Genomic DNA, 26,548 nt, shown 5'->3' with positions numbered 1-26,548 from the left:
GGTGGGTCAGCCCACGGTGAGCGACGTGTCGTCGATCACGAAGGAGGTCTGGAGCTGGGAGCCCTCGGTGCCGGTGAACCGCAGGGTCACGGTCTGCCCGGCGTACGCGGCGAGGTCGAAGCCGCGCTGGACGTAGCCGCTGGACTTGTTGAGGTTGGAGTACGTCGCCAGCGTGGACAGGACCGTGCCGGAGCTGTTCAGGACCTCGACCTTGAGCTTGTCGTACGCCGTCGTCGTGGTGGTCTCGGCGGTGTCGATCCGGGTGTAGAAGCTCAGCGCGGCCGTGGTGCAGCCGGCCGGGATGGTCACCGTCTGGGAGAGGGTGTCGGTGTGCGCGGAGCCGTAACCGCTCAGCCAGGCCTTGTAGGAGCCGGTACGGGCCGGGCGGCTCGTGTCGTCGGTGATGACACCGGACGAGGCGGTCCAGACGGTGTCGCCCGACTCGAAGCCGGGGTTGCCGAGCAGCTGACCCGCGGTGCAGGTGCCGCCGCCTCCGCCACCGCCGCCGGAGGCCTCGGACAGCCAGTCGGTGGCGTTCAGCGCGAGTGCCGCGTTGGTGCCGGCGGGGTCGTTCCAGCCGTCGTACAGCGTGTTCCCGGACTGGCCGGTGCCGTCGTCGACCGGCGAGCTGTCGCCCCAGAACGCGACCCGGCCGGTGCCGAAGGTGCTGGTCGCGAAGAAGGCGCCGGTGTTGCCGGAGTACCCGGTGCGGTAGACCAGGCCCTTGACGGACGGGTTGTCGGCCGGCTTGAGGGTGGCGGTGGTGCCGCTGCGGATGATGCTGCCGGTCACCTTGCCGAAGGCGCCGTTGATGACCGGGTCGGTGGTGCTGGAGATCGCCCGCGGGTTGTCGGTCTGGATGTTCAGCACGTCGACGCTGAAGCCGAACGGGTCGGTGTTGTCGACGCCGTTGTCGGTCATCAGGTCGTTGATGATGGCGAGCGCGTCCCAGCCGTCGTTGTTGCGGTCGGCCACCGTGTGGTCCGAGACCAGGAAGAGGCCGCCGCCGTTCTGGACGAACCTCATCACGGCGGTCTTCTCGCTCGCGCTGAGCCGGATGTTGGGCTCGGGCAGCACGAAGGTGTCGAAGTTCTGCAGGTCGGTGGCGGCCGTCGTGCCGTAGGTGATGGTGCCGCCGGACGGCAGGGTCTTGAGCGAGTAGCGGCCGGTCTTCTGCAGGGCGACACCCCAGGCCGAGATCGCGCCGGTCCAGTCGGTCTCGACGGTGGGCGTGGCGTCCTGGGTGAGCGGGTCGGGCTGGCCGGTGCCGATGATCCAGTCGGCGTTTCCTGCGGTCTCCGCCTTGGAGTTGTCGAAGAGCACGCGCGCCGGCGTCGCCGTCGCGGTGGCGGTGGCGGACTGGGCGGTGTCGGCCGCGGCCGGGGCGGCGACCGCGGGGGAGCCGAGGGCACCGGCCGCGGCGGCGACCAGGGCGCCGCACGCGGTGAGTGCGGCGAAGCGGCGGCGGGTGGACCTCATGAGTCCGGGCATCCGTCAGACCTCCGTGGGGGCTGGGGCGGTGGGGCGGAAGGCAGTGCGGGTGGCCACTCTGCGCGCGTAGAACGTCGGGAACGAGTCGCTCACCGCACGCGCGGTTGAACCGTACATGACCAGATCCCGCCCATGGAATGCCCGACTCCGTGCGGAAGTTGAGATTCCGGTGCCGGATCAGCGCTCCACGGGCAGACCTCGTGGCTCCTTGACCCGCTTCATGATGATCTGCGAGTTCACCTCGGTGACCCCGACGAGCGTGGTCAGCCGCTCGATCCACAGCCGCTCGTACGCGGAGAGGTCGGCGACCGCGATCCGCAGCAGGCAGCCCGGGCTGCCGAAGAGCCGGTACGCCTCGATCACGTCCGGGATGTCCTGGAGGGCCTCCTCGAAGGCCTCCACGGTCTCCCGGTCCCGCTTCACCTCGACCGAGACCAGCACCTCGAAGCCGCGGCCCACGGCCTCCGGGTCGATGATCGCGCGGTATCCCCGGATCACCCCGTCCTGCTCCAGCTGGCGCACCCGCCGCATGCAGGGTGACGGGCTCAGGCCCACCCGCTGGGCCAGTTCCTGGTTGCTCAGCCGGCCGTCTGCCTGGAGCTCGCGCAAGATATGGAGATCGATTCGGTCCATGGCGCGATTATCTACCACGGAATTCATAATTCCGGGTTGAAGTGGCAATCGCCTTGCGCGCCGATTGACCTATCGTTGCGGCGCACCCCAGGGAAGGACAGCAGCATCATGAAGTGGACGCGCGACACCCGGCAGCGCCGCATCGTGGTCATCAGCACCGGCGGCACCATCGCCAGCCGCTGGACCGGCAGCGGCTATGCCGCCGACGCCTCCGGTGACGACGTCGTCGCCACCGCCGCCGTACCGGACAACATCGACGTCAAGGTCCTCGACCTCTTCAACGTCAACAGCTCCCGGATGACCACCGACCGCCAGCTCACCCTGCTGCGCGCCGTCCACGAGACCCTCGCCGACCCCGGCGTCGACGGCATCGTCGTCACCCACGGCACCGACACCCTCGAGGAGTCGGCCTTCTTCCTGGACCTGCACCACTCCGACGCCCGCCCGGTCGTCTTCACCGGCGCCCAGCGCCCCTTCGGCACCGGCGACGGCGACGGCCCGGGCAACCTCTACGACGCCCTCCAGGTCGCCGCCACCGTGCACGGCCTCGGGGTCCTCGTCGTCTTCGACGGCCTCGTGCACGCCGCCCGCGGCACCGTGAAGACCAAGACGCTCGACTCCGACCCCTTCGCCGACCCGTCCGGGCGCCGGGTCGGGCGCCTCGGCTTCGGCCGGGTCGACGTCGAGCGCGAGCCCGAGCGCCCCGCGGCCCTGCCGCTGCCCGCCCCCACCACGGCCACGCCGCGCGTCGACATCGTCATGCACCACTCCGACGGCGACGCGGTCCTCTTCGAGGCGGCCGTCGCCGCCGGCGCCCGCGGCATCGTCCTCGTCGGCACCGGCGCCGGCAACGCGACCCCGGAGATAGCCGAGGCGGTCGCCCGCGCCGTCGACCAGGGCGTCCACGTCGTCCTCTCCACCCGCGTCTCCTCCGGCACCGTCGCCGAGGTCTACACCGGCGGCGGCGCCGTCGACCTGGCCGCCGCGGGCGCCGTCCTCGCCGGCACCCTGCGCCCCGGCCAGGCCCGGATCGCGCTGCTCGCCGCGCTCCTCGCCGACACCACCGGCCCGGAGCGCCGCACCCACCTCCTGCGCACCCTCCTGGAAGGCCCGGTCCGCGCGGAACCGGTGCTCGCGGCGACCCACTGACCCGAACGGGGCGGGGCGGCCGGGCGCGGGGCGCCGCACCTCGTCCATACGGGCGGGGTGCCGTACCCCGTCCGCGCCCCCACTCCTCCCCGTACCCCGCGCACCGCACCCATCGAGGAAACGGCACTGTGAACTCCGCTCCCGTCCCCGCCCCCGCGACCGCACCGACCGAGACCGCCGCCGTCCGTCCCACCCGCCGCGAGCACGACCTGCTCGGCGACCGGGACGTGCCCGCCGAGGCGTACTGGGGCGTGCACACCCTGCGCGCCACCGAGAACTTCGCCATCACCGGCACGCCGATCTCCGTCTACCCGCAGCTCATCGACGCGCTCGCGGCCGTCAAGGAGGCCGCCGCGCTCGCCAACGAGGAGCTGGGGCTGCTGCCCGTGGCCAAGGCGCGGGCGATCGTCGCGGCCTGCCGGGAGATCCGGGACGGCGCGCTGCACGGCGAGTTCGTCGTCGACGTCGTCCAGGGCGGCGCCGGCACCTCCACCAACATGAACGCCAACGAGGTCGTCGCCAACCGGGCGCTCGAACTGCTCGGCCACCCGAAGGGCGCCTACGAGGTCCTGCACCCCAACGAGGACGTCAACCTCGGGCAGTCGACCAACGACGTCTACCCGACCGCGATCCGGATCGCCGCCATCGGCGCGGCCCGCGAACTGCTCCTCGCCATGGCCGTGCTCCAGGACGCCTTCGCCGCCAAGGCCGTCGAGTTCGGCGGGGTCGTCAAGATGGGGCGCACCCAGCTCCAGGACGCCGTGCCGATGACGCTGGGCCAGGAGTTCTCCACCTACGCCGTGATGCTGGAGGAGGACCGGGGCCGGCTCGCCGAGGCCATCGAGCTGATCCACGAGATCAACCTCGGCGCCACCGCCATCGGCACCGGACTCAACGCCGCGCCCGGCTACGCCGAGACCGCCCGCCGCCATCTCGCCGATCTCACCGGCCTGCCGCTCGTCACCTCGGCCAACCTGGTCGAGGCCACCCAGGACTGCGGCGCCTTCGTGCAGCTCTCCGGCGTCCTCAAGCGGATCGCCGTCAAGCTCTCCAAGACCTGCAACGACCTGCGGCTGCTCTCCTCCGGTCCGCGCGCCGGGTTCGGCGAGATCAACCTGCCGGCCGTGCAGGCGGGATCCAGCATCATGCCCGGCAAGGTCAACCCGGTCATCCCCGAGGTCGTCAACCAGGTCGCCTTCGAGGTCATCGGCAACGACATGACCATCACCATGGCGGCCGAGGGCGGCCAGCTCCAGCTCAACGCCTTCGAGCCGGTCATCTTCCACGCCCTGTCCAAGAGCCTGACCTCGCTGCGGGCCGCCTGCCTCACCCTCGCCGAGCGCTGTGTCAGCGGCATCACCGCCAACACCGAGCACCTGCGCGCGAGCGTCGAGAACTCCATCGGCCTGGCCACCGCGCTCAACCCCCACCTCGGCTACACGGCGGCCACCGCCATCGCCAAGGAGGCGCTCGCCACCGGCCGCTCGGTCGCCGAACTCACCCTGGAGAAGGGTCTCCTGCCGCCCGAGCGGCTCGCCGAGCTGCTCACCACCGAGTACCTCACGGGCACCACGGGGCGCGCGCTGCCCGCCGTGTGACGCACCGGCTCAGGCCTTCAGTACCGCGAAGTTGAAGTCGCCGGTGCCCAGGATGCCGAGCAGGCGCAGCCAGAGCGGCAGCAGCAGCTCGGCGCCCCGGGCGCCGGACAGGTCGCCCAGGTCCAGGATCCGCGCGTCCGGCCAGCCGAACGCGCGGAGCAGACCGATGACGACCTCCTTGGCGGCATGGTCGTCGCCGCAGACGAACACACAGTGCTCGCCCGGCACCCGCGCGGGATCCACCATCACCGCGTTGTTCATGGTGTTGAGGGTCTTCACCACCCGTGCGCCGGGGAAGGCCCGCTGGATCTGCTCGGCCAGGCTGCCGCCGCCGGGCGTGAGCACCTTCGGCGGCATGCCCTGGGAGAAGTCCAGCGGGTTCGACACGTCGATCAGGACCTTGCCCGCGAGGTTGTCCGCGCCCGCCGACTCCAGGGCGGCAAGGGACACCAGACCGCCGGTCGCGTTCACCACCACCTCGGCGCCGTGCGCGGCGGCCGCGAAGGTGCCGTGCGCGGCGTGGTGCTCCGCCGCCCAGGCCGTGGCGCCGGCGTGGTCCGCGCTGCGGGAGCCGAGGGTGACCTGGTGACCGAGCGCGACCAGCTTGGTCGCCAGCCGTCGGCCGACCTCGCCGGTGCCGAGTACGGCGATCTTCATGAGGTGCTCCTTCGCGGGGACTGTGTGGGCTCTTGTCCGTGTGGCGATTCATGTGCGTGCAGCGACTCAAGTTCGAGTGCAGTAAAGCCGACATTCTTACCGATACCGGTATGAATCACTCGTGGAGTCGCCCGCATGCCGAGCACCGCCGCAGCCCCGAGCACCCCGCCCGCCCCCATGACCCCCGAGGCCCTCGACCGCGAGGCCGCCGCCCTCCTGGAGACCGCCGCCTGGCAGGACCTGGTGGCCCGGTGGACCGCGACGCCGGAGCCGGTACGGGAGGAGGACGCCGACTGGCGGCGCCTGCTGTCCGTCCCGGTGGACCGGCTCGTCGCGCAGGCCCTCGACACGCTTCCCCCGCCCCCGCCCGCCGAGCGACCGCTCCCCGGACGGCTCGGCGCGATCCTGCCCGACCGGCTGCACGTCTGGCGCCGGATCGGCAGCCCCGACGTACGCCCCTCCGTCCATCTGGCCCACGCCCGGCGCGTGCTCACCGAATGGGGCTGGCAGAACACCCCGTACAGGCTCCGCGACGCCCGCGGCGCGCGCTGCGTCTGCGGCGCCATGCTCGCCGCCCACCGGCTCGGCTTCGGTAGCTCCGCCACCATGAACGAGGCCGGCGCCTGGATGCTCCAGGAGCTCCGCTCCCGGGGCTGGCACCAGCTCATCGGCCCCTGGAACCGCGCCCCGGGCCGCACGGCCGAGGAGGCCCTCGCCCTCGTGGACGCCACCATCCACCGCGCGGCCCGGGCCGGTCGCTAGGACCTGTCCGGGACCCCCCGAAGCCCGGCGGACTAACCTGGGGGTATGGGCAGCGGTCTGACCGGTCTGTTCCTCTGCGGCGATGTGATGCTCGGCCGGGGAATCGACCAGATCCTTCCTCATCCCCTCGATCCGGCCCTCCCCGAGCAGTACGTCCACGACGCACGGGACTACGTCGCCCTCGCCGAGGCGCTCAGCGGACCGGTGCCCCGCCCGGCCGCCCCGGCCTACCCGTGGGGCGAGGCCCTCGGTCTCCTCGACGCCGCCCGCCCGGCGGCCCGGGTGGTCAACCTGGAGACCTCGGTGACCAGGAACGACATGCCGTACCCCGGCAAGGCCGTGCACTACCGGATGGATCCGGCCAACCTGCCCGCGCTGACCGCCGTACGCCCCGATGCCGTCGTCCTCGCCAACAACCACGTCCTCGACTACGGCCGGCGCGGCCTCCTGGACACCCTCGACGCGCTGGCCGCCGCCGGACTGCGCACCGCCGGCGCGGGCCGGGACGCCGAGGAGGCCCGGCGGCCCGCCGTCGTCCCGCTGCCGGGCGGACGCCGGCTCCTGGTGTACGCGCTGGGGCTGGCGTCCAGCGGGGTGCCCCGCGACTGGGCCGCGACCGCCCGGCGCGGCGGCGTCCACTTCGCGGCGGGGCCCGACGCCCCGGCCGCGGCCCGGCTCACCGCCCGGCTGCGGGCCGCCCGCCGCCCCGGCGACCTCGTCCTCGTGTCCGTCCACTGGGGCTCCAACTGGGGCTACGCCCCCGCCCGCGCCGAGGTCGCGCTCGGCCACGCCCTCGTCGACGCGGGCGCCGACATCGTGCACGGGCACTCCTCGCACCACCCGCGGCCCCTGGAGGCGTACCGGGGCAGGCTCGTCCTGCACGGCTGCGGCGACCTCGTCAACGACTACGAGGGGATCACCGGACAGCAGCAGTACCGCGACGACCTGCGGCTCCTCCATCTGGTCTCGGTCCACGACGAGGACGGCGGCCTGGCGGAGGTGCGGCTCGTGCCGTTGCGCAGCCGACGGCTGCGCCTGGAGCGGGCCGGGGAGCGGGACCTCGCGTGGCTGCACGACGTGCTCGGCCGGATCAGCCGCCCGTACGGGATGCGGATCGACCCCGCGCCCGCCGGGACACCCGGCGGACCGGCCCTGACGGCCACGCCCGTGTGACGGCCCGCCGGGCCGTGCACGGAGACGGGCAGGAAGGCGAGCGGACATGTACTTCACCGACCGCACCGACGCGGGCAGGCAGCTCGCCGAACTCCTGGCGGGGGTCGTGGGGGAGGACCCGGTGGTGCTCGGGCTGCCGCGCGGCGGGGTGCCCGTCGCCGCCGAGGTCGCCGACGCGCTCGGCGCTCCGCTCGACGTCTGCCTGGTCCGCAAGCTGGGGGTGCCCTACCAGCCCGAGCTCGCCATGGGCGCGATCGGTGAGCACGGCGTGCGCGTCGTCAACGACCACGTGGTCCAGCAGACCGGCGCCTCCGAGCGCGACCTCGCCGAGGCCGAGCGCCGCGAGCGGGCCGTCCTCGCCGAGCGGTCCCGGCGCTACCGGGGCGCCCGCGAGCCCGTCGACATCCGCGGCCGCACGGCGGTGGTGGTCGACGACGGCCTCGCGACCGGCGCCACCGCGCGTGCCGCCTGCCAGGTGGTACGGGCCAGGGGCGCCGCCCGGATCGTGCTCGCCGTGCCGGTGGCCCCGCGCGGCTGGGCCGAGCGGGTCGCGGGCGTGGCGGACGAGACGTACTGCGTGCGCGAACCGGAGTCCTTCTATGCCATCGGCCAGTTCTACGGGGACTTCGCGCAGACCCCGGACGAGGAGGTGGTCGCGGCGCTGCGGCTGCGGCGCTCCGGCCCCGTGGCCGATCCCGAGGTACGCATCCCGCTGGGCGGCCGGGAGACCGGCGGCCGGCTCGCGGTGCCCGAAGGCGCCACCGGCGTGGTGCTCTTCGCGCACGGCAGCGGCAGCAGCCGGCACAGCCCGCGCAACCAGGCTGTGGCCGAGACCCTGAACCGGGCCGGGGTCGGGACCCTGCTGTTCGACCTGCTGACCGAGGAGGAGGCCGCCGACCGGTCCAATGTCTTCGACACCCCGCTGCTCGCCGAACGCCTGCGGCAGGCCGGCGACTGGCTGGCCGGCCGCCCCGAGGCCGCGGGCCTGCGCTTCGGCTACTTCGGGGCCAGTACGGGCGCGGCGGCCGCGCTGTGGGCCGCCGCCGAGCCGGGCAGCACCGTCGCCGCCGTGGTCTCCCGGGGCGGGCGCCCCGACCTGGCCGAGGAGCGCCTCGGCGGCGTCACCGCACCCACCCTGCTGATCGTGGGCGGCGCCGACCCGCTGGTCCTCGACCTCAACCGGCAGGCCGAGCGGCTGCTGCGGTGCGAGCACCGGCTCGTCACGGTCCCGGGCGCGGGTCATCTCTTCGAGGAGCCCGGCGCGCTGGCGGAGGTGGGCCGGCTGGCGGCGGGCTGGTTCGCCGAGCGGCTGTGACGCCGGGGCGGGTGCCGCCGACCTTCCCGGTCCTGCCGTCGGTCCGGGTCCGGTCGTCGTTCCGGGCGCGGTCGGCCCGGTGCCAGATCATCCGCATCCCGAGGGCCGGGACCACCAGGGCCAGGACCACGATGCCCACCTTGACCAGGCGGTCCATCAGCACGCGGTGCCCGGCGGGACGGCCGCCTCGGTGTCCACCGAGCGGAAGGTGAGGCCCCGGGCGCCCTCGCGGGCCAGCACCTCGATCGCGGCGTCCACCAGCGCCGCCCGGCGCTCCGGGTTCCTGCGCGCTATCGTGCCCACTCCTGTCGCTCGCCTGGCACCGCCGATACGCCGCCGAGAGTACGACGGCTGGAGTGGAACCCGGTTCGCCGAACCGGCCCCGACCGTCACCAGGCCAGGTCCTCCAGGGCGTCCAGGTCCGGCACCGGCCCCGCCCCGTTGCCGTTCGGCTCGTCCGGGGCCACCGGGAGCTCCGCCCAGATCGTCTTGCCGCGCCGCGCGTACCGGGTGCCCCAGCGCTGGGCGAACTGCGCCACCAGGAACAGGCCACGACCGCCCTCGTCGGTGTCCGCCGCATGCCGCAGGTGCGGCGAGGTGCTGCTGCCGTCGGAGACCTCGCAGATCAGCACCCGGTCGTACACGAGCCGCACGCGCACCGGCGGACGCCCGTACCGGATCGCGTTGGTGATCAGCTCGCTCAGCACCAGTTCCGCGGTGAACCCGACGTCCTCCAGGCCCCACTCGGCGATCCGGGCGGCCGCCGCGGCGCGCACCGGCGACACCGCCGACGGGTCCGCGGGCACCTCCCACTCGGCGATCCGGTCCGTCGGGACCCGGTCGGCGCGTGCCACGAGCAGCGCGATGTCGTCGCCCGGCACCGGGAACAGCAGTGTCGCGAGCACGTCCGCACAGGTCTGCTCGGGCGTCCGGCCCGGCCGGGTCAGTGCCTCCCGGAGCAGTTTGAGCCCGGAGTCGTAGTCGCGCTGCCGGCCCCCCAGAAGCCCGTCCGTGAACAGCACCAGCTTGCTGCCCGGCTCCAGTTTGAGCCGCGCCGACGCGAACGGCCGGTCGCCGAGCCCCAGGCCGAGCGGCAGGCCGGCCGGCACCGACGGGAACTCCACGCTGCCGTCCGGCCGCACCAGGGCCGGGCCCGGATGCCCGGCGCTCGCCATCGTGCACGCCCCCGAGGTCGGGTCGTAGATCGCGTACAGACAGGTCGCGCCCGCCGTGCCCTCGGCGGTGTCCCCGTCGCCGCCGACCCCGACCTCGCCCCGCGGTCCCGGTTCGGTCTCCTCGCCGAGCCGGTCGATCAGCTCGTCCAGATGGCTCAGGAGCTCGTCCGGCGGCAGATCGAGGGTGGAGAAGTTCGCCACCGCCGTACGCAGCCGGCCCATCGTCGCCGCCGCGTGCAGCCCGTGCCCGACCACGTCGCCCACCACCAGAGCCACCCGCGCCCCCGGCAGCGGGATCACGTCGAACCAGTCGCCGCCCACGCCCGCCGTCGCCGGGAGATAGCGGAAGGCGACCTGCATCGCGTTCTGCTCGGGCAGCACCCGCGGCAGCAGACTGCGCTGCAGCGCCACCGCCATCGAGTGCTCCCGGGTGAACCGCCGCGCGTTGTCGATCGCGAGCGCCGCGCGCGCCGCCAGCTCCTCCGCGAACGACAGGTCCTCCTCGCCGTACGGCTCCGGCGTGTTCGCGCCGCGCCAGAAGTTCGCCATCCCGAGCACCACCCCGCGGGCGAGCAGCGGCACCGTGACCAGCGAGTGCAGTCCGTACGCCAGCGCCCGCGCCGCGCCCTCCGGGTCCTGCGCGCGCCAGCCCTGCGCGGCGGCCAGATCGGCCTGGATGACCGCCCGGCCCTCGTCGAGCGCCGTGGCCATCGGCGTGGTCGGCACCACGAAGCGGATCAGGTCGCCCACCGGCTGCAACGGGGTGTCCGCGCGCACCCCGCTCAGCGCCGTCCGCCGCATCTCCGTGAACGCCCCCGAGGGTTCCTCGCCCCGCACCACCGGGTCGAGCAGCTCCACCGTCACGAAGTCGGCGAACCGCGGCACCGCGACCTCCGACAGCTCCTCCGCCGTCCGTACGACGTCCAGCGTCGTCCCGATCCGGGTGCCCGCCTCGTACAGCAGCCGCAGCCGACCCCGCGCCACCTCCGCCCGGCCCGTGAGCGCCGTGAGCTCCGTGGTGTCGCGCATCGTCATCACACAGCCGCCCTCGGCCGGCCGGTACCCGGTGGGCCGCACGTTCACGGCGAGCAGCCGGTCCCCGGCCAGGTGCACCTCGTCCGTCGCCGCCCGCCCGGACAGCAGCAGCGCGGCGGTACGGGGTTCCAGGCCGAGCTCGCGGACATGGCGCCGCTCCGCGTCCTCCGGAAGCTTGAGCAGCCGGCGCGCCTCGTCGTTCGCGAGCAGCAGCCGCCCGTCGCCCCCGACGATGACCACACCCTCCTTCACCGAGTGAAGGACCGCCTCGTGGTGCTCCTTCAGACGGGTCATCTCCGCCGGGCCCAGGCCGTGGGTCTGTCGCCTCAGCCGGGCGCTGACCAGGCCCGCGCCGCCCACCGCGAGCGCGAGACCGCCCGCCGCCGCGCCGAGCAGCAGCGGCAGCCGGCCCTCCACGGCCTGGCCGACCGTCTCCACCTCGATGCCGCTGCTCACCATGCCGACGACGGTGCCCCGGTCGTCCCGGACCGGCACCACCGCGCGCACCGCGTCGTTCGGCGCGCCGTGGAAGATCTCCGTGAACGACTCGCCGCCCGCCGCCCGCGCCACGTCCCCGCTGGCCTTCTGGCCGATCAGGGCCGGCTCCGTGTCCGTGTAGCGGGTGCCGTCGACCGCGAGGACCGCGACGAAGTCGACGCCCGAGGCCAACCGGGCGGCCTCGGCGCGCGGCTGCAGCACCGCCGTCGGATCGGGGGACGTGAGCGCGACCGCCGTGCCGGGCGCGCGCGCGAAGGCCTCGGCGACGGCCAGTGACCGGTTGCGGGCGTCGCGCTCGCTGTCGTACCGCCCCTGCAGCACCAGTGCGACCGCCGCGGCGGCCACGATCAACAGGGCGATGACCGCCTGCAGGGCGAAGACCTGGCCCGCTACGCTCCGCAGCCCGGTCGGTCGCGCGCGCTCGCCACCCGCGGACCGGTCCGCCCGTCCCGTCACGGTGCGCTCCTTCCCGCCCTGCTCGCCGGGGCCTCTTACCATGCTGCCCCCGGCCCCGCCTACAGGGGAAACGGAGACGCGGGGGAGCCCCGACATGAGCAGCCCGGACCCCGTGACGGTCACGGAGCGCGGTCGGGGGGAGCCGCCACGGAGAGCGACCGGGAGCGGGGCCGGGATCGGGATCGGGAGCGGGTCAGCCGGCGGTGCCCGCCGTGGCCGTCCGGGCGAGCCGGTCGAGCGTGGTGCGCATCCCGTGCCGGTTCACGGCGATCCGGCGGTGCGCGTTCGTCCCCGCGAACACCGTGCCGAGCAGCGTCGCGAGCCCGCCGCCGCGCCCGGTGCGCAGGTCCTCCCAGGTCTCGGTGACCAGCGTGGCACCGCCGGGGTCCTGCTCGTCCTCCTCGAAGCGGTAGCCCCAGCGCGCGATCGGCAGCCCGAGCACCCCCACCTCGAAGACGAAGGCCTCGCCCGGGCGTGCGGTGGTGACCCGGCCGGTGGTGAACCAGACGAAGGGGCCGCGCCGGTTGAATCCGACGAACCGGGTGCCGGGCCGCACCGGCGGCCGCCGCACCCACACCCCCCGGCACTCGGGGCTCCAGCGCCCCATGTTCCGCAGGTCCGCCACCAGGCCGTACAGGGTCGCGCGGTCCGCGTCCACCCGTACCGACTCCTCGAGACTCCACCGCCGTGCCGCGTCCGCCATCGGTCCGCTCCCCTCCACCGTTGTGTTACCCGCGGGTACGGTAGCGGACGGAGGGCCCTGTGCGGACGCCGCCGGGACCGTTACGGTGGACGGAAGATCGTTTCGGCAGCCGGAAGGACACCACCCATGTCGGTCACCGCCGACCTCCCCGAGCCCGAGGTCCTCGTCCACACCCAGGGCCGCGCGGGCCTCCTCACGCTCAACCGGCCGCGCGCCATCAACGCCCTCACCCACGGCATGGTGCGCCGGATCGACGAGGCGCTCACCGCCTGGGCCGGCGACCCCGCCGTCGGCACCGTCGTGCTGCGCGGCGCCGGCGAGCGCGGACTGTGCGCGGGCGGGGACATCCGGGCCATCCACGCCGACGCCGTCGCCGGCGGCAGCGCCTCCGTCGCCTTCTGGCGCGACGAGTACCGCCTCAACGCGCGCATCGCCCGCTACCCCAAGCCGTACGTCGCCCTCATGGACGGCATCGTCATGGGCGGCGGCGTCGGCGTCTCCGGTCACGCGTCCGTCCGCGTCGTCACCGAACGCTCCCGGGTCGCCATGCCCGAGACCGGCATCGGCTTCGTCCCCGACGTCGGCGGCACCTGGCTGCTCGGCCGCGCCCCCGGCGAACTCGGCACCCACCTCGCCCTCACCGGAACCCCCGTCGGCGCCGCCGACGCGATCCTGGTCGGCCTCGCCGACCACCATGTGCCCGCCGCCGAGCTGCCCGCCCTCACCGCCGCCCTCACGCACGAGGACGCCGCCACCGCCGTCGCCCGCTTCGCCCGCCCCGCCCCGGCCGGCGAGCTCGCCGGCCGCCGCGCCTGGATCGACGCCTGCTACGCCGCCGACACCGTCGAGGAGATCGTCCAGCGGCTCACCGACTCCGGCGTCCCCGAGGCCAAGGAGACCGCCACCCTCCTGCTCACCCGCTCGCCCACCGCTCTCAAGGCCACCCTCGCCGCCGTCCGCCGCTCCCGCACCCTCGACTCCCTCGAAGCGGCCCTCACCATGGAATTCCGCCTCTCCTGCGCCGCTCTGCGCTCCCCGGACCTGACCGAGGGCATCCGCGCCCAGGTCGTCGACAAGGACCGCGACCCCCACTGGACCCCGGCGACCCTCGCCGAGGTGACGGAGCAGGACACGGTGACGTGGTTCGCGCCGGGGGCGGAGGGCGAGCTGGGCCTGGAGGCGCTGGAGCGCGGCTGAGCGGCCCGGGCCGGTGGCTCAGTCCTCCACCCACTCGTCCAGCGTGAACAGCCCGCCCTGCGGGTCCCGGACCGCCGTGCGGCGGCCCTCCGGGGCGGGCCAGCCGTGATCGGCCTCCGGGACCAGGTGCCCGCCGAGGTCCAGGACGGCGGTCTTGGCCCGCTCCAGGTCGGGGACCCGGAAGTGGACCAGCCAGCGGGGGCGCAGCTGGGGCTGGGGGGAGGCCGCCTCGGCGGGGCCGCTGTTGAGGCGGGCGACCGCGGCGCCCTGGCGGCGGAGGACGACCTGGTCGTCCTCGTAGGCCACCTCGAAGCGCTGCGGCGCGTCCTCCGTGCCGTTGACCCAGTTCAGGACGCCGCCGTAGAAGAGGGCCGCGTCGAAGGCGTTGCGGGTGCGGAGCTCCAGCCAGGCCGGCGCGTGGTGCTCGCCGATCCGCCACCGCGAGGACACCCGGCCCTCCCAGACGCCGAACGCCGCGCCCTCCAGGTCCGTGGCCAGGGCCGCCCGCCCGCGCGGCGGGTAGGCCACCGGGCCGACCCCGACCGTGCCGCCGCGTTCCCGGATCCGCGCCACCGCCGCGTCCGCGTCGGCCACCGCGAAGTACACCGTCCACGCCACCGGCACCGACATCCGGTCGGCCACCTCGCCGATCCCGGCCACCGGCATGCCGTCGCGCTCGCCGACCGCGAAGCCGTGGCCCAGCGGCCCGTGCCGGAAGGTCCAGCCGAGCACCGCCCCGTAGAACACCTCCGCCGCGCCGAGGTCGCGCGCCGCCAGGCTCAGCCAGCAGGGCGCGCCCGGCTCGTCCGCGGTCAGCGGCACCCGGCTCACCTCCGTCCCAGTCAGCCCCCACGGGGTGGTCACGCCCCATGTCACCCTCACCCGGACGCCTCGGCTCCGCCACTCGCGGGCACCCGCCCGCGAGGCGCCCAGGGGCCCGGCGGGGGCTACCTGACGGTCACCGTGCCGACGAGTATCCGATGGTCGGAGCAGGCTGCGACGTTCGCGCACGCGGTCGAGATCGCGAGCGAGTCCGCGCTGTACGGTCCCGCCAGTGCGCTCTCCCGGACGAAGATGTGGTCGATCTTCGCGTACCCGCCGCACGGCGGGGTCGCCCCGGGCGTCCCGTCCGCCGTCCACTCCCCATAGCCCGGGCAGTGCTCGGCGTCGCTGTCGTCGAGCTCCCGGTACTGGCCGGTGTTGTTCGTGTTGTACGGCGTGTCCAGACTGGGCGCGTAGTACGAGTTCAGCCGGCCGTAGTGCGGCTGGGCGTTGAAGTCGCCCGCGATGAGCGCCGTCTCACCTGCGCCCGCGTACTCCTCCAGCTTCTGCCGCACGAACTCCAGCTGCGCCACGTTGAAGTCCTGGCTCGTCGTGATGTGCGTCGTGCAGAACCGGGTCGACGTGCCGTCGGTCAGCGGCGCGCACAGCATGTTGCGCTTCTCCGCCGTCCCGTCGTCCGGGAGCGCGAAGCGGGCGGCGGAACCGAGCGGCCGCTTGCTGAACAGCGCGTTGCCGAACGCCTCGCCGCCGCACACCGCCGCGTTGCCCGCCGGGCGGCTCGGCTCGAAGCGGGCGAAGTTCTGCGGGTCCTGCGGCCAGCCCTTGGCCCGCAGTTCGTCGACCAGGGCGCTGTACTGTCCCTGACACAGCTCGTTGAAGGCCGCGAAGTCGGCAGAGCGGTTGACGACCGAGGCGGCGGCCTGGGTGACCAGGCCGTCGGTGGTCGAGCCGTGGTGGATCGTGTTCCCCGCCACGTTCCACTGCCAGACCGTGTACGTGCGCGGGCTCGGCGTCGCCGCCCGGGCCGTGGCCGTCGTCGCGGGCAGCAGCACCGCGGCCACCACCCCCGCGAGAACCGTTCGAAGACCGCCCCGTCGGGCCAGTCGTCGGTGCATGAGACAACCCCTCCCCCTTGACCGGCCGCACCGCGGCCGGGTGCCGGCACCTGCGACACAAGACAAGATCATAGGAGGGGGTACCGACAGCGACCCGGGACCGCACAGCGCATGATGTGATCATGCTGTTGACGTTCGAACCCGTCCTCGACCGGATCGCCGAGGAGATCGCCGTCCTCGCGGAACGCGGGCGACCCGCCGACTACATCCCCGCACTCGCCTCCGGCGACCCCGGCAGCTTCGGCATGGCGGTCGCCGAACTCGACGGCACCGTGTACGGCGTGGGGGACTGGCAGCGGCCCTTCTCCACCCAGTCCGTGACCAAGGTCTTCACCCTCGCCCTCGCCCTGGCCCGCAAGGGCGAGGCACTCTGGGAGCACGTCGGCCGCGAACCCTCCGGCAACCCGTTCAACTCGCTGGTCCAGCTGGAGTACGAGAACGGCATCCCGCGCAACCCGTTCATCAACGCCGGCGCCCTCGTCGTCACCGACCAGCTGCACCGCATCACCGGCGACGCCTCCGGCGTCCTGCTCGACTTCCTGCGCGCCGAGAGCGGCAACCAGGACCTCGACTTCGACCGCGACGTCGCCGCCTCCGAGACCGCGCACGGCGACCGCAACGCCGCCCTCGCGCACTTCATGGCCGGTTACGACAACATCGCCAACCCGGTGCCGACCCTGCTGCGCGAGTACTTCCGCCAGTGCTCCGTCGAGGCCTCCTGCGCCGACCTCGCCCTCGCCACCGGCTTCCTCGCCCGGCACGGCATCCGCGCCGACGGCTCCCGGCTGCTCACCCGCAGCCAGGCCAAGCAGGTCAACGCGGTGATGCTGACCTGCGGAACGTACGACGCCGCCGGCGACTTCGCCTACCGGGTCGGGCTGCCCGGCAAGAGCGGTGTCGGCGGCGGCATCATCGCCGTCGTGCCCGGGCGCTGCACACTGTGCGTGTGGAGCCCCGGCCTGGACGAGCGGGGGAACTCGGTCGCCGGCGTCACCGCCCTCGACCGGTTCACCACCATCACCGGCCTGTCCGTGTTCTGACCGGCCGGCCGACGGCCTCAGGAGGCGTCGAGCACCAGGACGTACGCCCCGCGGCGCGCCCCGCCGTCCGGCAGCGACCAGCCGGTGACCACATGGCCGCGCGGGCCGGCCGCCTTCTCGTCGAGCACCCGGGCCAGCCGCAGCGGCGGCGCGCCCGCCCCGAGCCGTATGTCCGTGCCGTACGCACCCTCCTCGACGACCGGCGCGGCCGACACGTCCCACGCGCCCGCCGGCCCGTCGAAGGAGGCCTCGACCGTCGGGTCCGGCGTGTCCGTCTCGCTCTGCGCCTGGGGGACCGCCCGGCCCTCCAGGAGCGCGGCCAGCCGGCCGAGCAGGACCGGGTCGTGAGCGCCGTCGTAGATCCACCGGGTGCCGAGCACCCCGTGCTCCGAGGTGCCGATCAGCGCGTGCTCGGCGCCCGCGAGCGGCGCCCCGCGATAGGTCATCGCCGCCAGATACGCGTGGACCTCGTCGCCGGCGGAGTCCGCGACCACCATGAACTCGATGCCCACCTCGCCTTCCGGGTCGTCGAGCCGGAAGCCGCCCGCCTTCGCCAGCTCGGGCACGCCGCCCTCGCCGCCCCGGTACCAGGGACGGGTCGGCAGCCAGGCCGTGAGCAGCTCCAGCTTGGTCGGCGCCATGGTGGTCCTGTGGATCACAGACATACGCGAGCACTTCCTCCGTGACGGTACGGTTCCCGGTCGGCGGACCGCCCGGAAACCGTACCTCTACACGATCTTCGCCCGGACACCCGATCCGGTGCGATCAGGCGTCCGCCCCCGGGGCGTGCAGCTCGCCCGACCGCGCCACCTCCGCGTACCACCGGGCACTCGACTTCGGCGTGCGCCGCTGCGTCGCGTAGTCCACGTGCACCGCGCCGAACCGCTTCGCATAGCCGTACGCCCACTCGAAGTTGTCGAGCAGCGACCACAGGAAGTAGCCGTGCACGGGCGCGCCCGCCTCCACCGCCCGGTGGACCGCCTCCAGGTGCGCGTGCACATAGGCCGTCCGCTCCGGGTCGTGCACCGAGCCGTCCGCGCCGACCACGTCCTCGTACGCCGCGCCGTTCTCGCTCACCACCAGGGGCAGGTCCGGGTAGCGGGCCGCGACCCGGGTCAGCAGGTCCGTCAGACCGGACGGGTCCACCGGCCAGCCCATCGCCGTGCGCGGCCCGTCCGCCTGGTGGAAGGCCACGTCGTCCGCGCCCGGCCACGGCGAGAACGGGCTGGCGCCGTGCCCGTCGTCCTGCGGCTTCGCCTCGCCCTCGGCGACCTTCGAGACCACCGTCGGCGTGTAGTAGTTGATGCCCAGCCAGTCGAGCCGCTGCCCGGCCGTCGCCTCGTCCCCGGCCCGGACGAAGCCCCAGTCCGTCAGGTGCGCGGTGTCCGTGAACAGCTCCTCGGGATAGCGGCCCTCCAGCATCGGGCCCAGCCACACCCCGTTGCCGACGGTGTCGATCCGGCGGGCCGCCTCGCGGTCCTCCGCGGAGCCGGTCAGCGGCCGCACCTCGTGCAGATTGAGCGAGACCGCCAGCTTCGCCCCGGCCGGCAGCGCCGCACGCAGCGCCTGCACCGCGAGCCCGTGCCCCAGGTTCAGGTGGTGCGCGGCGCGCAGCGAGGCCACCTGGTCGGTCCGGCCCGGCGCGTGCACCCCGGATCCGTACCCCAGGAAGGCGCTGCACCACGGCTCGTTCAGGGTGGTCCAGCGGCTCACCCGGTCGCCCAGCGCGTCGGCGACCAGCGTCGCGTACGCGGCGAAACGCTCCGCCGTCGCCCGCTCCGGCCAGCCGCCCGCGTCCTCCAGCTCCTGCGGCAGGTCCCAGTGGTACAGGGTGAGCGCCGGTTCGATGCCGGCCGCGAGCAGCTCGTCCACAAGGCGTCGGTAGAAGTCCAGACCCTTCTGCACCGCCGGGCCGCGCCCGGTCGGCTGCACCCGCGACCACGACACCGAGAAGCGGTACGCGTTCAGTCCGAGCTCGGACATCAGCCGGACGTCGTCGCGGAAGCGGTGGTAGTGGTCCACGGCGACATCGCCCGTGTGGCCCTCGAAGACCTTCCCGGGGGTGTGCGAGAAGGTGTCCCAGATGGACGGCGTCCGGCCGTCCTCGGCCGCCGCTCCCTCGATCTGGTACGCGGCGGTGGCCGCGCCCCACAGGAAGTCGGACGGGAATCGGCGGACGGCGGTCAGCGGCCGGGTTTCGGACGCGGTCATAGGAGAGCGCTCCCAACGGAAGACAGAAGGGGTGACATGAGGACGTACCGGGGCGGTACGGGAAAGGAAGCGGCGGCCGGGCGTCAGCTCTTGACCGCGCCCGAGGTGATCCCGCCGACGATGTGCTTGCCGAGCACGGCGAACACGAGCAGCAGCGGCACCGTCGAGATCAGCGCGCCGGTCAGCACCACGGCCTGGTCGACGGTGTGGTTGCCCGCGCCCAGGCCCGCCAGGGCCACCTGGAGGGTCGGGTTGCCGTCCGGGGTGAGCGCGATGAACGGCCAGAAGAAGTCGTTCCACGCCTGCACGAAGACCAGCATGCCGAGCACCGCCATGGCGGGCCGGGCGACCGGGAACACCACGTGCCAGATGATCCGCAGCGAGTGCGCCCCGTCCATCCGGGCGGCCTCCACCAGCTCGACGGGCAGCGCCTCGACGAGGAACTGCCGCATGAAGAACACGCCGAAGGCGGCGACGAGCGAGGGCAGCACCACCGACTGCAGCTGGTCGACCCAGCCCAGGTCGGTGATGATCTGGTACAGCGGGATCACGCTCAGCTGCGGCGGCACGGTCATCGTCGCGACCACCAGGGCGAGGAGCACGTTGCGGCCCTTGAACGGCAGCTTGGCGAAGGCGAAGCCGGCCAGGGTGGAGAACAGCACGGTGGACAGGGAGACCAGCGCGGCGACGATCGTCGTGTTGACCAGCGCCTCGCCCATGTCGACCTGGTTCCAGGCGAAGGACAGGTTGTCGAAGAGCCGCGGCCCGGGCAGCAGCGGCGCCGGCGGGCTGACCACCCGCTCACCGGTGTGCGAGGCCGCCACCAGGTTCCAGTAGAGCGGGAACAGCGAGACCAGCGCGGCGAGGCCGAGCAGGACGTAGGTCAGCGGCCCGGCGTCGTGCTGCCGGCCGGCCGACTGACGGAACGACGGGCGGAATCGGGTGCGCACGGGTCAGCCCCCCAGCTTCTTGCGGTTCGCGCGGGCGACGAGCGACTGGACGCCGCCGATGAGGAGCAGGAGCAGCAGCATCACCCAGGCGATCGCCGACGCCTGGCCCAGCGCCCCGGTGACCCAGCCCTTCTCGTACATCAGCAGGCTCAGCGTCTGGAACTGGTTGCCGCTGCCGCCGGAGATGCCGACACTGCCCCCGTAGAGCATCGGCTCGCCGAACAGCTGGGTGGCGCCGATGGTCGAGACGATGATCGTGAACATGATCGTCGGCCGGATCGAGGGGATGGTCACGCTGAGGAACTGCCGCCAGCGCGAGGCCCCGTCGAGGGCGGCCGCCTCGTACAGGTCCTGCGGCACGGCCTGCATCGCGGCCAGGTAGATCAGCGCGTTGTAGCCGGTCCACCGCCAGGTCACGATCACCGAGATGGCGATCTGCGCGGGCCACTTGGAGGACTCCCAGTCGACCGGGTCGAAACCGACCAGGCCGAGAGCCGAGTTGATGAGTCCGTAGTCCTTGTTGAAGAGCTGGGTGAAGACCAGCGTCGCCGCGGCGATCGAGGTCGCGTACGGGGCGAGGACCGCGACCCGGAAGAAGCCCCGGCCGCGCAGCTTGTAGTTGAGCAGGTGCGCGAGACCGAGCGCCATGAGCAGCTGCGGGACGGTCGAGATCACACCGATGGTGAAGGTGTTGCCGAGCGCGTTCCAGAAGAACTCGCTGCCGGCCAGGTCGGTGTAGTTCTCCAGGCCCTTCCACTGCGGATCGCCGCCCAGCTCGACCCGGTTGAGCGACAGCCAGCCGGTGTAGAGCAGCGGGAAGAGCCCGAAGGCGGCGAAGGTGAGGAAGAAGGGGGCGACGAAGGCGTACGGGGTCGCCTTCAGGTCCCAGCGGTAGAGCCGGCGGCGCAGGGCGGACGGGCCGCCGCCGTCCGGGCGCCGGGCGCCGGGACGCGAGGAGCGGGCGGGCGGTGCGTCGGGCGACGCGGAGCCGCCCTTCCTCGCCCGTACGGAGGTGGCCACGGGGGCGTCCTTCCAGTTCGGTGCGTACGGGTGGGGCGCTGCGGCGGGGACCGCGGCCGTGTGAACGGCCGGGCCCCCGCCGCCTCCCGCTACTGGTCGATCTTGTCGTCGACCAGCTTCTTGACGTTCTCCCAGGCCTTCGCCGGATCGGTGCCGCGCTGCTCGATGTCGAGGATGCCGTTGTCGGTGAGGAAGGTCTTCACCTGGCCGTCGTAGCGGCTGATCGGGGCGGGCTTGATCTGGGCGGCCGCGGCCGCGTAGATCTCACCGACCGGGGTGTCGCCGAAGTAGGGGATCTTCGCGCCGACCACGGCGGCGGAGGACAGCGTGTCCTTGGTGGACGGGATGTTGCCGTTCACCGCGAACACCTTGGCGTGCTGGGCCGGGGCGGTCAGCCAGGCGGCCAGCTCCGCGGCCTCCTTGGCGTGCTTCCCGGACTTCGGCACGGCGAGGAAGGAACCGCCCCAGTTGCCCGCCACCGGCGGCGTGGCGATGTCCCACTTGCCCTGGTTGCCCGGTCCTGCCTGGTCCTTGATGTAGCCGGTCATCCAGCTCGGGCAGGCGACGGTGGCGAACCTCGAGTTCTTGAAGGCGGCGTTCCAGGTGCCCTTCTCGTCGAACTGGCGCAGCTTGGCGGTGATTCCGGCCTGCGCCGCCTTGACGGCGGTGTCCCAGCCCTTCTTCACGCCGGGGCTGGTCTCCCAGACGAGCTCGCCCTTGGTGTTCGCGTACTGCTCGGGGTCGCTGTTGACGACGGCGTTGAACAGGCCGCTTGCCGAGTCGTGGAAGAAGGTCCCGGCCGGCGCGCTCTTCTGGTAGTTCTTGCCGGTCTCCAGGAACTTCTCCCAGTCGCCCGCCCACAGCCGGCCGACCTCGGTGCGGTCGGTGGGCAGCTTGGCCTTGGCGAAGAGCTCCTTGTTGTAGCAGATGGCCATCGGGCCGATGTCGGTGCCGAGGGCGATCACCTTTCCGTCGGGGGTGCTCGCCTGCTTCACCTTCCAGTCGAGGAAGGTATCGAGGTCCGCGCCGCCGGTCTTGGACAGGTCGACCCACTTGTCCGCCATCGCGGGGCCGGTCGCCTCGGCGATGTAGCCCACCTCGACGGCCTGGATGTCCGCCAGGCCGCTGTTGCGGGAGAGGCGCAGCTTGAGGGTGTCCCAGTACTTCTGTCCGTCGGCCACGTTCGACTCGACGATCTTGATGTTGGGGTGGCTCTTCTCGTACTCGGCGTAGAGCTTGGCGCCGGTGTTGTTGTCGTAGCCGAAGGAACCGTAGGTCCCGACCCGCAGCGTGATCGTGCCGCCGTCGGCGGAGTCCCCTCCGTCGCCGCCGTCCCCGCAGCCGGTGAGCAGGGCCGTACCGGTGACCAGGGCCGCCGTCGCCGCCAGCGCGGTACGGCGGGCGCGGCCGGGGGCCCGTCTGCTGCTGGATGTGCGCATTCCACTCTCCTCGTCCCAAAGGTGGTGCTCGTCGTGCGCCGAAGTCTCGGTGCGCGGGGAGCGCGCGACTCGCCCCGCCGGTCCCCGATGGGACCGGATGGGAGCGCTCCCACGTCGTCGTTGCCGGAAGGTTCCTGCCTCTCGGGCGGCAGTGTCAAGACATGAACGCGGATTCGTTACGAGGGGCCGCGGCCGGTGCGCCGTGTCCTGGTTCGGGTAATGTGGGAGCGCTCCCACCGCAGGGAACCGCCTTCGCTTTCCGAACGGTGCCGTGCGCGACGGGCGCCTGGATCGTGGCCTATCTTGACCTGATCGCCGCAAGGAACGGGGCGAGGCCGCACGAGGGGAGTACGAGGGTCGTGAGCGGACGGCACAGTGGCAGGCCCACGCTGGAACAGGTCGCGGCCCGGGCCGGAGTCGGCCGGGGCACGGTGTCCCGGGTCATCAACGGCTCGCCCCGGGTCAGCGACCAGGCCCGCGAGGCCGTCCACCGGGCCATCGAGGAACTGGGATACGTGCCCAACCAGGCCGCCCGCACCCTCGCCGGCAGCCGCACCGACGCCATCGCGCTGGTCATCCCCGAGACCGAGGCACGGCTCTTCGCCGAGCCGTACTTCCTGGACATCATCCGCGGCATCAGCGCCGAACTCGGCGAGGCCGACCAGCAGTTGCTGCTCACCCTGGTTCGCACCGAGCGGGAGCGGCAGCGCTTCGAGCAGTATCTGGCCGCCCGGCGCGTGGACGGCGTCCTGCTCGCCTCCGTGCACGCCGACGACCCGCTGCCCGACCGCGTCCGCGAACTCGGCCTGCCCGTCGTCCTCAACGGCCGGCGCACCGCCGACGAGCCCGCCGCCTACGTCGACTCCGACAACACCGGCGCCGGCCGCGCCGCCGTCGCGCACCTCGCCGCCCGCGGCCGCCGCCGGATCGCCACCATCACCGGCCCGCTCGACATGTACGTGGCGCGGGCCCGCCTCGACGGCTACCGCGAGGGGATCACGGGGGCCGGTCTCGCGCCCGACGAACTCCTCGTCGCCACGGGCGACTTCACCGAGGAAGGCGGCCGCCGCGCCATGCGCGCCCTGATCGACCGCGCGCCCGACCTGGACGCCGTCTTCGCGGCCTCCGACGTCATGGCCGCCGGCGCCCGCGGCGTCCTGCGCGAGACCGGCCGCCGGGTCCCCGAGGACGTCGCCCTCGTCGGCGTCGACGACTCCGCCGTCGCCCGCCTCATGGACCCGCCCCTCACCAGCGTGCGCCAGCCCATCGAGGAGATGGGCCGCACGATGGCGCGGATGCTGCTGCGGGAGCTGTCCGGCGAGGCCGGGGGCGAGGGGGAGCCGGCCGCCGCGGAGGGCGCGCGCCAGGTGCTGCCGACGGAGCTGGTGGTGCGGGAGTCCTCGTGAGGCGGGCGCCCGCACCACGGACGCCCGCATCACGGCCGCCCGCACCACGGGCAGGGATCGGCGGGCAGCGGTCAGCCGAGGTGGCGGGCGAAGAACCGCACCGCGCTGTCCAGCTCGTACGCCGGGATCCCGCCGTGCGGGCCGGGGTTGGCGTGCAGGGTCTTCTCCGTCGAGCCCAGGGCGTCGAACAGCGCCAGGCCGTCGGCCCGTGGCACCCGCTCGTCGTCCCACTGGACCAGGAACTCCACCGGTACGGTGATCCGGGCGGCGGCCTCGGCCGAGGCGAGTGCCCCGCCCAGGCCCAGGACGGCCGCGCGGACCCGGGCCTCGGCGGCGACGAAGGGGACGCCGAGGCCGCAGCCCAGACAGACGCCCCAGTAGCCGACCGGGCCGGTGCCCACGTGCCCGAGCCGCTGGACCGCGTCCAGGACCGCCCGCCACTCCGGCACGGTCCGCCGGGCCACCATGGCCTGGAACTCGGCGACCAGCGGCGCCAGTTCGGCCCCCGCCGCCACCCGGGCCTGGTTCTCGGCCGCCAGTCGGTCGTACTCCTCGACCTTCGGCCGGTCGCCATGGGCGGGGACGTCGACCGCCACGACCGCGTAGCCGCACTCGGTCACGAAGCGGTGCGCCCGGGTCACGATGTCGGGCGCCTTCTTGTGCTGCCCGCCGCCGTGGCCCATCAGGACGAGCGGACGCGTCCCGGCGGCGCCGGCCGGCGTCCACAGCACGCCGGGAAGCTCGCCGAGGCTGAAGAGCTGTTCGCGGACGCCGGCGGACGACGTCTCGGAGGTGAAGGAGAGCGAAGAGGGGAAGCTCATGGCGTTTCGAGCCTTTCGGGATGCCTTCTGCGGGCTCCCTAGGCCATGCGGGGGAGGGAAGCCCGACCTGTCATCGTGTTGATCGGTCTCACCTCCTGAAGTCGCAGCAACGCACGGCGCCGCGAAACGTATCACGGAGGGGGCGCGGGCGACGTCCCGCGCCCCCTCCGTGCCCGTCGGTCAGTGCGTCACAGTGCCGGGTACGCGTTCTTCATGAGCTCCTGGAACTGGGCCGAGAACCACTTGCCCGACAGCGGGGAGTTCGGCAGGGCGCCGGACAGGTTGTTGTTGTTCCGGGGGTTGCCGGTGTACGTCGGGTCGCACATGCGGTCGAAGCCCTTGCCCTCGTCGTTCGGGATCTCGGAGCTCGCCCCGTCGGACTCGCCCGGGGGCTTCATCCAGACGTACGCGTCGATGCCCGGCTCCGGGGCCGCCTTCGGACGTTCCCCGAGTCCCGCGCCCGCCTGGTTGCACCAGTTGCCGGGGTTGATGCGGCGGTCGTAACGACCGCCGTCGACATAGGTGTTGACGTCGGTCGTCGCGCCCGGGCCGGTCGGCCGGGCGGTGCCGCCCCAGCCGTTGCGGGAGGTGTCGATCAGCATGCCGATCTTCGGGTCGAAGCCGATCGAGACCAGCTTGTCGCGCATCGCCTGGGCGTACGACAGCTCGTCGGTGTAGCGGTTCCAGTCCACCCACGTGGACTGGCGCACCGTGGTCCCGTTCACGGTGTCGTTGATGGTGAAGTGGTCCTCCTTCAGGGCGCTGTAGTTGGCGGTGTTGACGATGAAGCCGGTCACGTTGGCGAGGGTCGAGCCCTCGGCGGTCGCCGCCGTCTTGAACAGCTCTGCGGAGGGCCCGAAGTTGTCGTCCCAGCCGAGCCAGCCATGGTGGCCGGCGTCCAGGTAGTTGTAGACGTTGGGGATCGCGCCCAGCTTCTTGAGGGCGTAGCCGACGCCCTTGATGTAGTTGCCGTTGGACTTCATCACGTCGCAGTTCGGGGTCGCCGTGGGGCGTCCGCTCACATTGGTGACGAGGTTGGGCAGCGAGTCGAGCTCGACCGTGGTGACGATCCGCAGGCTCGCGTACTTCGGGTCGGAGAGGATCGCCGCGATCGGGTCGATGTACTGCGTCTCGTACGTGCCGATCTCCGTCGGGCCGAGCTCGCCGTTGGAGGAGAGGGCCGCGCAGTCACGGCCGGGCAGGTTGTAGATGACGAACTGGACGACCAGCTCGCCGTCGCCCTTCTGGCGGAGCGCTTCGTCGAGATGCGCGCGCACGCCCATGCCGCCGTTCGCGCCGTCGATGGCGGCGATCCGGTCCACCCAGATGCCGGTGGGCTGGTTCGACACCCGGGTGCCACCGGGCTCCGCCGCCGCGTTGGCGGACCACTCCGGGTTCACGTACACCCGCGCCCCGGCGTACGGGTTGTCGGCCTTGGTGCCGGCCGGCGGCGGCGTCGTCGGGGGAGTGGTGGGCGGGGTGGTCGGCACCGAGCCGGTGCAGGCGACGCCGTTGAGCGTGAAGGTCGCGGGCACGGCGTTGGTGCCGCTGTACGTGGCGTTGAAGCCGAAGGAGGTGGACCCGTCGGTCGCGAGGGTTCCGTTGTAGGAGAGGTTCTTCGCGGTCACGGCGGCGCCGGTCTGGCTGATGTCGGCGTTCCAGCCCTGGGTGACCTTCTGGTCGCCTCCGTAGCTCCAGCCGAGCGTCCAGGCGTTGACCGGGTCGCCGAGGTTGGTGACGACGACGTTCGCGGTGAAGCCGGTGTTCCACTGGCTGGCGATCTGGTAGTCGACCTTGCAGCCCGCGGCGGCGGCGCCGGCGGTGGCGGTGCTCAGGGCGGTGGCCGTCGCGCCGGTGGCGGCGACCAGGCCGAGCGCCGCGAACAGGGCGGTGCGGCTCTTCGTGCGGCTCATGGGGGTGG

The 26,548-nt window shown here is 73.2% G+C and carries 23 protein-coding genes; 8 read left to right on the top strand and 15 right to left on the bottom strand.

From position 1 onward, the window contains the following. Positions 1–6: 6 nt before the first annotated feature. Both AB0M18_RS22850 and AB0M18_RS22845 read right to left on the bottom strand, forming a co-directional pair. Positions 7–1,491 (bottom strand): hydrolase, encoded by a 1,485-nt coding sequence (locus AB0M18_RS22850; RefSeq protein ID WP_365760807.1) that lies wholly within the window; start codon positions 1,489–1,491, stop codon positions 7–9. A gap of 177 nt (positions 1,492–1,668) precedes the next feature. Next, entirely contained in the window at positions 1,669–2,124 is a 456-nt protein-coding gene (locus tag AB0M18_RS22845) for an Lrp/AsnC family transcriptional regulator (protein WP_365760805.1), read from the bottom strand. 108 nt (positions 2,125–2,232) lie between these two features. Here AB0M18_RS22845 and AB0M18_RS22840 point away from each other — a divergent pair, with 108 nt between their 5' ends. Beyond that, complete coding sequence (locus tag AB0M18_RS22840) at positions 2,233–3,273, top strand: asparaginase (protein WP_365760803.1); 1,041 nt, start codon at positions 2,233–2,235, stop codon at positions 3,271–3,273. Between the two features lie 128 nt (positions 3,274–3,401). Then, complete coding sequence (locus AB0M18_RS22835) at positions 3,402–4,871, top strand: aspartate ammonia-lyase (protein WP_365760801.1); 1,470 nt, start codon at positions 3,402–3,404, stop codon at positions 4,869–4,871. Between the two features lie 9 nt (positions 4,872–4,880). Here the strand turns inward: AB0M18_RS22835 and AB0M18_RS22830 are convergent, their stop codons facing one another. Continuing rightward, positions 4,881–5,528 carry an NAD(P)-binding domain-containing protein gene (locus AB0M18_RS22830; RefSeq protein ID WP_365760799.1) on the bottom strand — a complete coding sequence of 216 codons (648 nt, stop codon included), beginning with the start codon at positions 5,526–5,528 and terminating at the stop codon, positions 4,881–4,883. A gap of 135 nt (positions 5,529–5,663) precedes the next feature. On the opposite strand from AB0M18_RS22830, the gene AB0M18_RS22825 reads away from it, so the two are divergent. From AB0M18_RS22825 to AB0M18_RS22815, 3 genes are read left to right on the top strand one after another with little or no spacing between them, the layout of a single operon-like run. Continuing rightward, the gene (locus tag AB0M18_RS22825) at positions 5,664–6,290 is read left to right on the top strand and encodes a hypothetical protein (protein WP_365760797.1); all 627 of its coding nucleotides are present in this window, start codon (positions 5,664–5,666) and stop codon (positions 6,288–6,290) included. Between the two features lie 45 nt (positions 6,291–6,335). After that, positions 6,336–7,463, top strand: coding sequence for a CapA family protein (locus AB0M18_RS22820; RefSeq protein ID WP_365760795.1), 1,128 nt, complete (start codon positions 6,336–6,338; stop codon positions 7,461–7,463). 46 nt (positions 7,464–7,509) lie between these two features. Next, positions 7,510–8,778 (top strand): phosphoribosyltransferase family protein, encoded by a 1,269-nt coding sequence (locus AB0M18_RS22815; RefSeq protein ID WP_365760793.1) that lies wholly within the window; start codon positions 7,510–7,512, stop codon positions 8,776–8,778. Between the two features lie 156 nt (positions 8,779–8,934). Here the strand turns inward: AB0M18_RS22815 and AB0M18_RS22810 are convergent, their stop codons facing one another. The 3 genes from AB0M18_RS22810 to AB0M18_RS22800 form a co-directional block, all read right to left on the bottom strand. Then, complete coding sequence (locus AB0M18_RS22810) at positions 8,935–9,081, bottom strand: hypothetical protein (protein ID WP_365760791.1); 147 nt, start codon at positions 9,079–9,081, stop codon at positions 8,935–8,937. Between the two features lie 86 nt (positions 9,082–9,167). Beyond that, entirely contained in the window at positions 9,168–12,038 is a 2,871-nt protein-coding gene (locus tag AB0M18_RS22805) for a SpoIIE family protein phosphatase (RefSeq protein WP_365761017.1), read from the bottom strand. Between the two features lie 97 nt (positions 12,039–12,135). Continuing rightward, positions 12,136–12,645 carry an SRPBCC family protein gene (locus AB0M18_RS22800; RefSeq protein WP_365760789.1) on the bottom strand — a complete coding sequence of 170 codons (510 nt, stop codon included), beginning with the start codon at positions 12,643–12,645 and terminating at the stop codon, positions 12,136–12,138. A 126-nt stretch (positions 12,646–12,771) separates the two neighbouring features. On the opposite strand from AB0M18_RS22800, the gene AB0M18_RS22795 reads away from it, so the two are divergent. Next, positions 12,772–13,842 carry an enoyl-CoA hydratase/isomerase family protein gene (locus AB0M18_RS22795; RefSeq protein WP_365760787.1) on the top strand — a complete coding sequence of 357 codons (1,071 nt, stop codon included), beginning with the start codon at positions 12,772–12,774 and terminating at the stop codon, positions 13,840–13,842. 18 nt (positions 13,843–13,860) lie between these two features. Here the strand turns inward: AB0M18_RS22795 and AB0M18_RS22790 are convergent, their stop codons facing one another. Next, complete coding sequence (locus AB0M18_RS22790) at positions 13,861–14,664, bottom strand: VOC family protein (protein ID WP_365761015.1); 804 nt, start codon at positions 14,662–14,664, stop codon at positions 13,861–13,863. A 125-nt stretch (positions 14,665–14,789) separates the two neighbouring features. Next, entirely contained in the window at positions 14,790–15,740 is a 951-nt protein-coding gene (locus tag AB0M18_RS22785; RefSeq protein ID WP_365760785.1) for an endonuclease/exonuclease/phosphatase family protein, read from the bottom strand. A gap of 122 nt (positions 15,741–15,862) precedes the next feature. Here AB0M18_RS22785 and AB0M18_RS22780 point away from each other — a divergent pair, with 122 nt between their 5' ends. Further along, a complete protein-coding gene (locus tag AB0M18_RS22780; protein ID WP_365760783.1) occupies positions 15,863–16,780 on the top strand; it encodes a glutaminase in 918 nt (305 codons plus the stop codon). 17 nt (positions 16,781–16,797) lie between these two features. Here the strand turns inward: AB0M18_RS22780 and AB0M18_RS22775 are convergent, their stop codons facing one another. The 5 genes from AB0M18_RS22775 to AB0M18_RS22755 form a co-directional block, all read right to left on the bottom strand. Beyond that, on the bottom strand, positions 16,798–17,445 hold the full coding sequence (locus AB0M18_RS22775) for a 1,4-alpha-glucan branching protein (protein ID WP_365760781.1): 648 nt from the start codon (positions 17,443–17,445) through the stop codon (positions 16,798–16,800). Between the two features lie 100 nt (positions 17,446–17,545). Next, positions 17,546–18,991: a GH1 family beta-glucosidase gene (locus AB0M18_RS22770; protein WP_365760779.1), complete on the bottom strand. Its 1,446-nt coding sequence runs from the start codon at positions 18,989–18,991 to the stop codon at positions 17,546–17,548. 83 nt (positions 18,992–19,074) lie between these two features. Next, positions 19,075–19,941 carry a carbohydrate ABC transporter permease gene (locus AB0M18_RS22765; protein ID WP_365760777.1) on the bottom strand — a complete coding sequence of 289 codons (867 nt, stop codon included), beginning with the start codon at positions 19,939–19,941 and terminating at the stop codon, positions 19,075–19,077. Between the two features lie 3 nt (positions 19,942–19,944). Beyond that, positions 19,945–20,961 (bottom strand): sugar ABC transporter permease, encoded by a 1,017-nt coding sequence (locus tag AB0M18_RS22760; RefSeq protein WP_365760775.1) that lies wholly within the window; start codon positions 20,959–20,961, stop codon positions 19,945–19,947. A gap of 89 nt (positions 20,962–21,050) precedes the next feature. Further along, positions 21,051–22,400, bottom strand: a complete 1,350-nt coding sequence (locus tag AB0M18_RS22755; protein WP_365760773.1) for an ABC transporter substrate-binding protein — start codon at positions 22,398–22,400, stop codon at positions 21,051–21,053. A gap of 359 nt (positions 22,401–22,759) precedes the next feature. On the opposite strand from AB0M18_RS22755, the gene AB0M18_RS22750 reads away from it, so the two are divergent. Continuing rightward, entirely contained in the window at positions 22,760–23,806 is a 1,047-nt protein-coding gene (locus AB0M18_RS22750) for a LacI family DNA-binding transcriptional regulator (RefSeq protein ID WP_365760771.1), read from the top strand. A 71-nt stretch (positions 23,807–23,877) separates the two neighbouring features. On the opposite strand, the gene AB0M18_RS22745 is transcribed toward AB0M18_RS22750, so the two are convergent. Both AB0M18_RS22745 and AB0M18_RS22740 read right to left on the bottom strand, forming a co-directional pair. Next, on the bottom strand, positions 23,878–24,627 hold the full coding sequence (locus tag AB0M18_RS22745) for a dienelactone hydrolase family protein (protein WP_365760769.1): 750 nt from the start codon (positions 24,625–24,627) through the stop codon (positions 23,878–23,880). Positions 24,628–24,815: 188 nt separating this feature from the next. Further along, the gene (locus tag AB0M18_RS22740; RefSeq protein WP_365760767.1) at positions 24,816–26,540 is read right to left on the bottom strand and encodes a glycoside hydrolase family 6 protein; all 1,725 of its coding nucleotides are present in this window, start codon (positions 26,538–26,540) and stop codon (positions 24,816–24,818) included. Positions 26,541–26,548: the final 8 nt, after the last annotated feature.

This window comes from Streptomyces sp. NPDC051909 (assembly GCF_040681095.1).
Lineage (GTDB): Bacteria > Actinomycetota > Actinomycetes > Streptomycetales > Streptomycetaceae > Streptomyces.
Note: the sequence above shows the minus strand (reverse complement) of the source record. Positions and strands in the feature narration are given on the sequence as shown.

Coding starts and splice junctions, on each gene's coding strand:
- AB0M18_RS22850 (WP_365760807.1), bottom strand. CDS start 1,491: ATGCCCGGACTCATGAGGTCCACCCGCCGCCGCTTCGCCGCACTCACC.
- AB0M18_RS22845 (WP_365760805.1), bottom strand. CDS start 2,124: ATGGACCGAATCGATCTCCATATCTTGCGCGAGCTCCAGGCAGACGGC.
- AB0M18_RS22840 (WP_365760803.1), top strand. CDS start 2,233: ATGAAGTGGACGCGCGACACCCGGCAGCGCCGCATCGTGGTCATCAGC.
- AB0M18_RS22830 (WP_365760799.1), bottom strand. CDS start 5,528: ATGAAGATCGCCGTACTCGGCACCGGCGAGGTCGGCCGACGGCTGGCG.
- AB0M18_RS22825 (WP_365760797.1), top strand. CDS start 5,664: ATGCCGAGCACCGCCGCAGCCCCGAGCACCCCGCCCGCCCCCATGACC.
- AB0M18_RS22820 (WP_365760795.1), top strand. CDS start 6,336: ATGGGCAGCGGTCTGACCGGTCTGTTCCTCTGCGGCGATGTGATGCTC.
- AB0M18_RS22815 (WP_365760793.1), top strand. CDS start 7,510: ATGTACTTCACCGACCGCACCGACGCGGGCAGGCAGCTCGCCGAACTC.
- AB0M18_RS22805 (WP_365761017.1), bottom strand. CDS start 12,038: ATGTCGGGGCTCCCCCGCGTCTCCGTTTCCCCTGTAGGCGGGGCCGGG.
- AB0M18_RS22800 (WP_365760789.1), bottom strand. CDS start 12,645: ATGGCGGACGCGGCACGGCGGTGGAGTCTCGAGGAGTCGGTACGGGTG.
- AB0M18_RS22795 (WP_365760787.1), top strand. CDS start 12,772: ATGTCGGTCACCGCCGACCTCCCCGAGCCCGAGGTCCTCGTCCACACC.
- AB0M18_RS22785 (WP_365760785.1), bottom strand. CDS start 15,740: ATGCACCGACGACTGGCCCGACGGGGCGGTCTTCGAACGGTTCTCGCG.
- AB0M18_RS22780 (WP_365760783.1), top strand. CDS start 15,863: ATGCTGTTGACGTTCGAACCCGTCCTCGACCGGATCGCCGAGGAGATC.
- AB0M18_RS22775 (WP_365760781.1), bottom strand. CDS start 17,445: ATGTCTGTGATCCACAGGACCACCATGGCGCCGACCAAGCTGGAGCTG.
- AB0M18_RS22770 (WP_365760779.1), bottom strand. CDS start 18,991: ATGACCGCGTCCGAAACCCGGCCGCTGACCGCCGTCCGCCGATTCCCG.
- AB0M18_RS22755 (WP_365760773.1), bottom strand. CDS start 22,400: ATGCGCACATCCAGCAGCAGACGGGCCCCCGGCCGCGCCCGCCGTACC.
- AB0M18_RS22745 (WP_365760769.1), bottom strand. CDS start 24,627: ATGAGCTTCCCCTCTTCGCTCTCCTTCACCTCCGAGACGTCGTCCGCC.
- AB0M18_RS22740 (WP_365760767.1), bottom strand. CDS start 26,540: ATGAGCCGCACGAAGAGCCGCACCGCCCTGTTCGCGGCGCTCGGCCTG.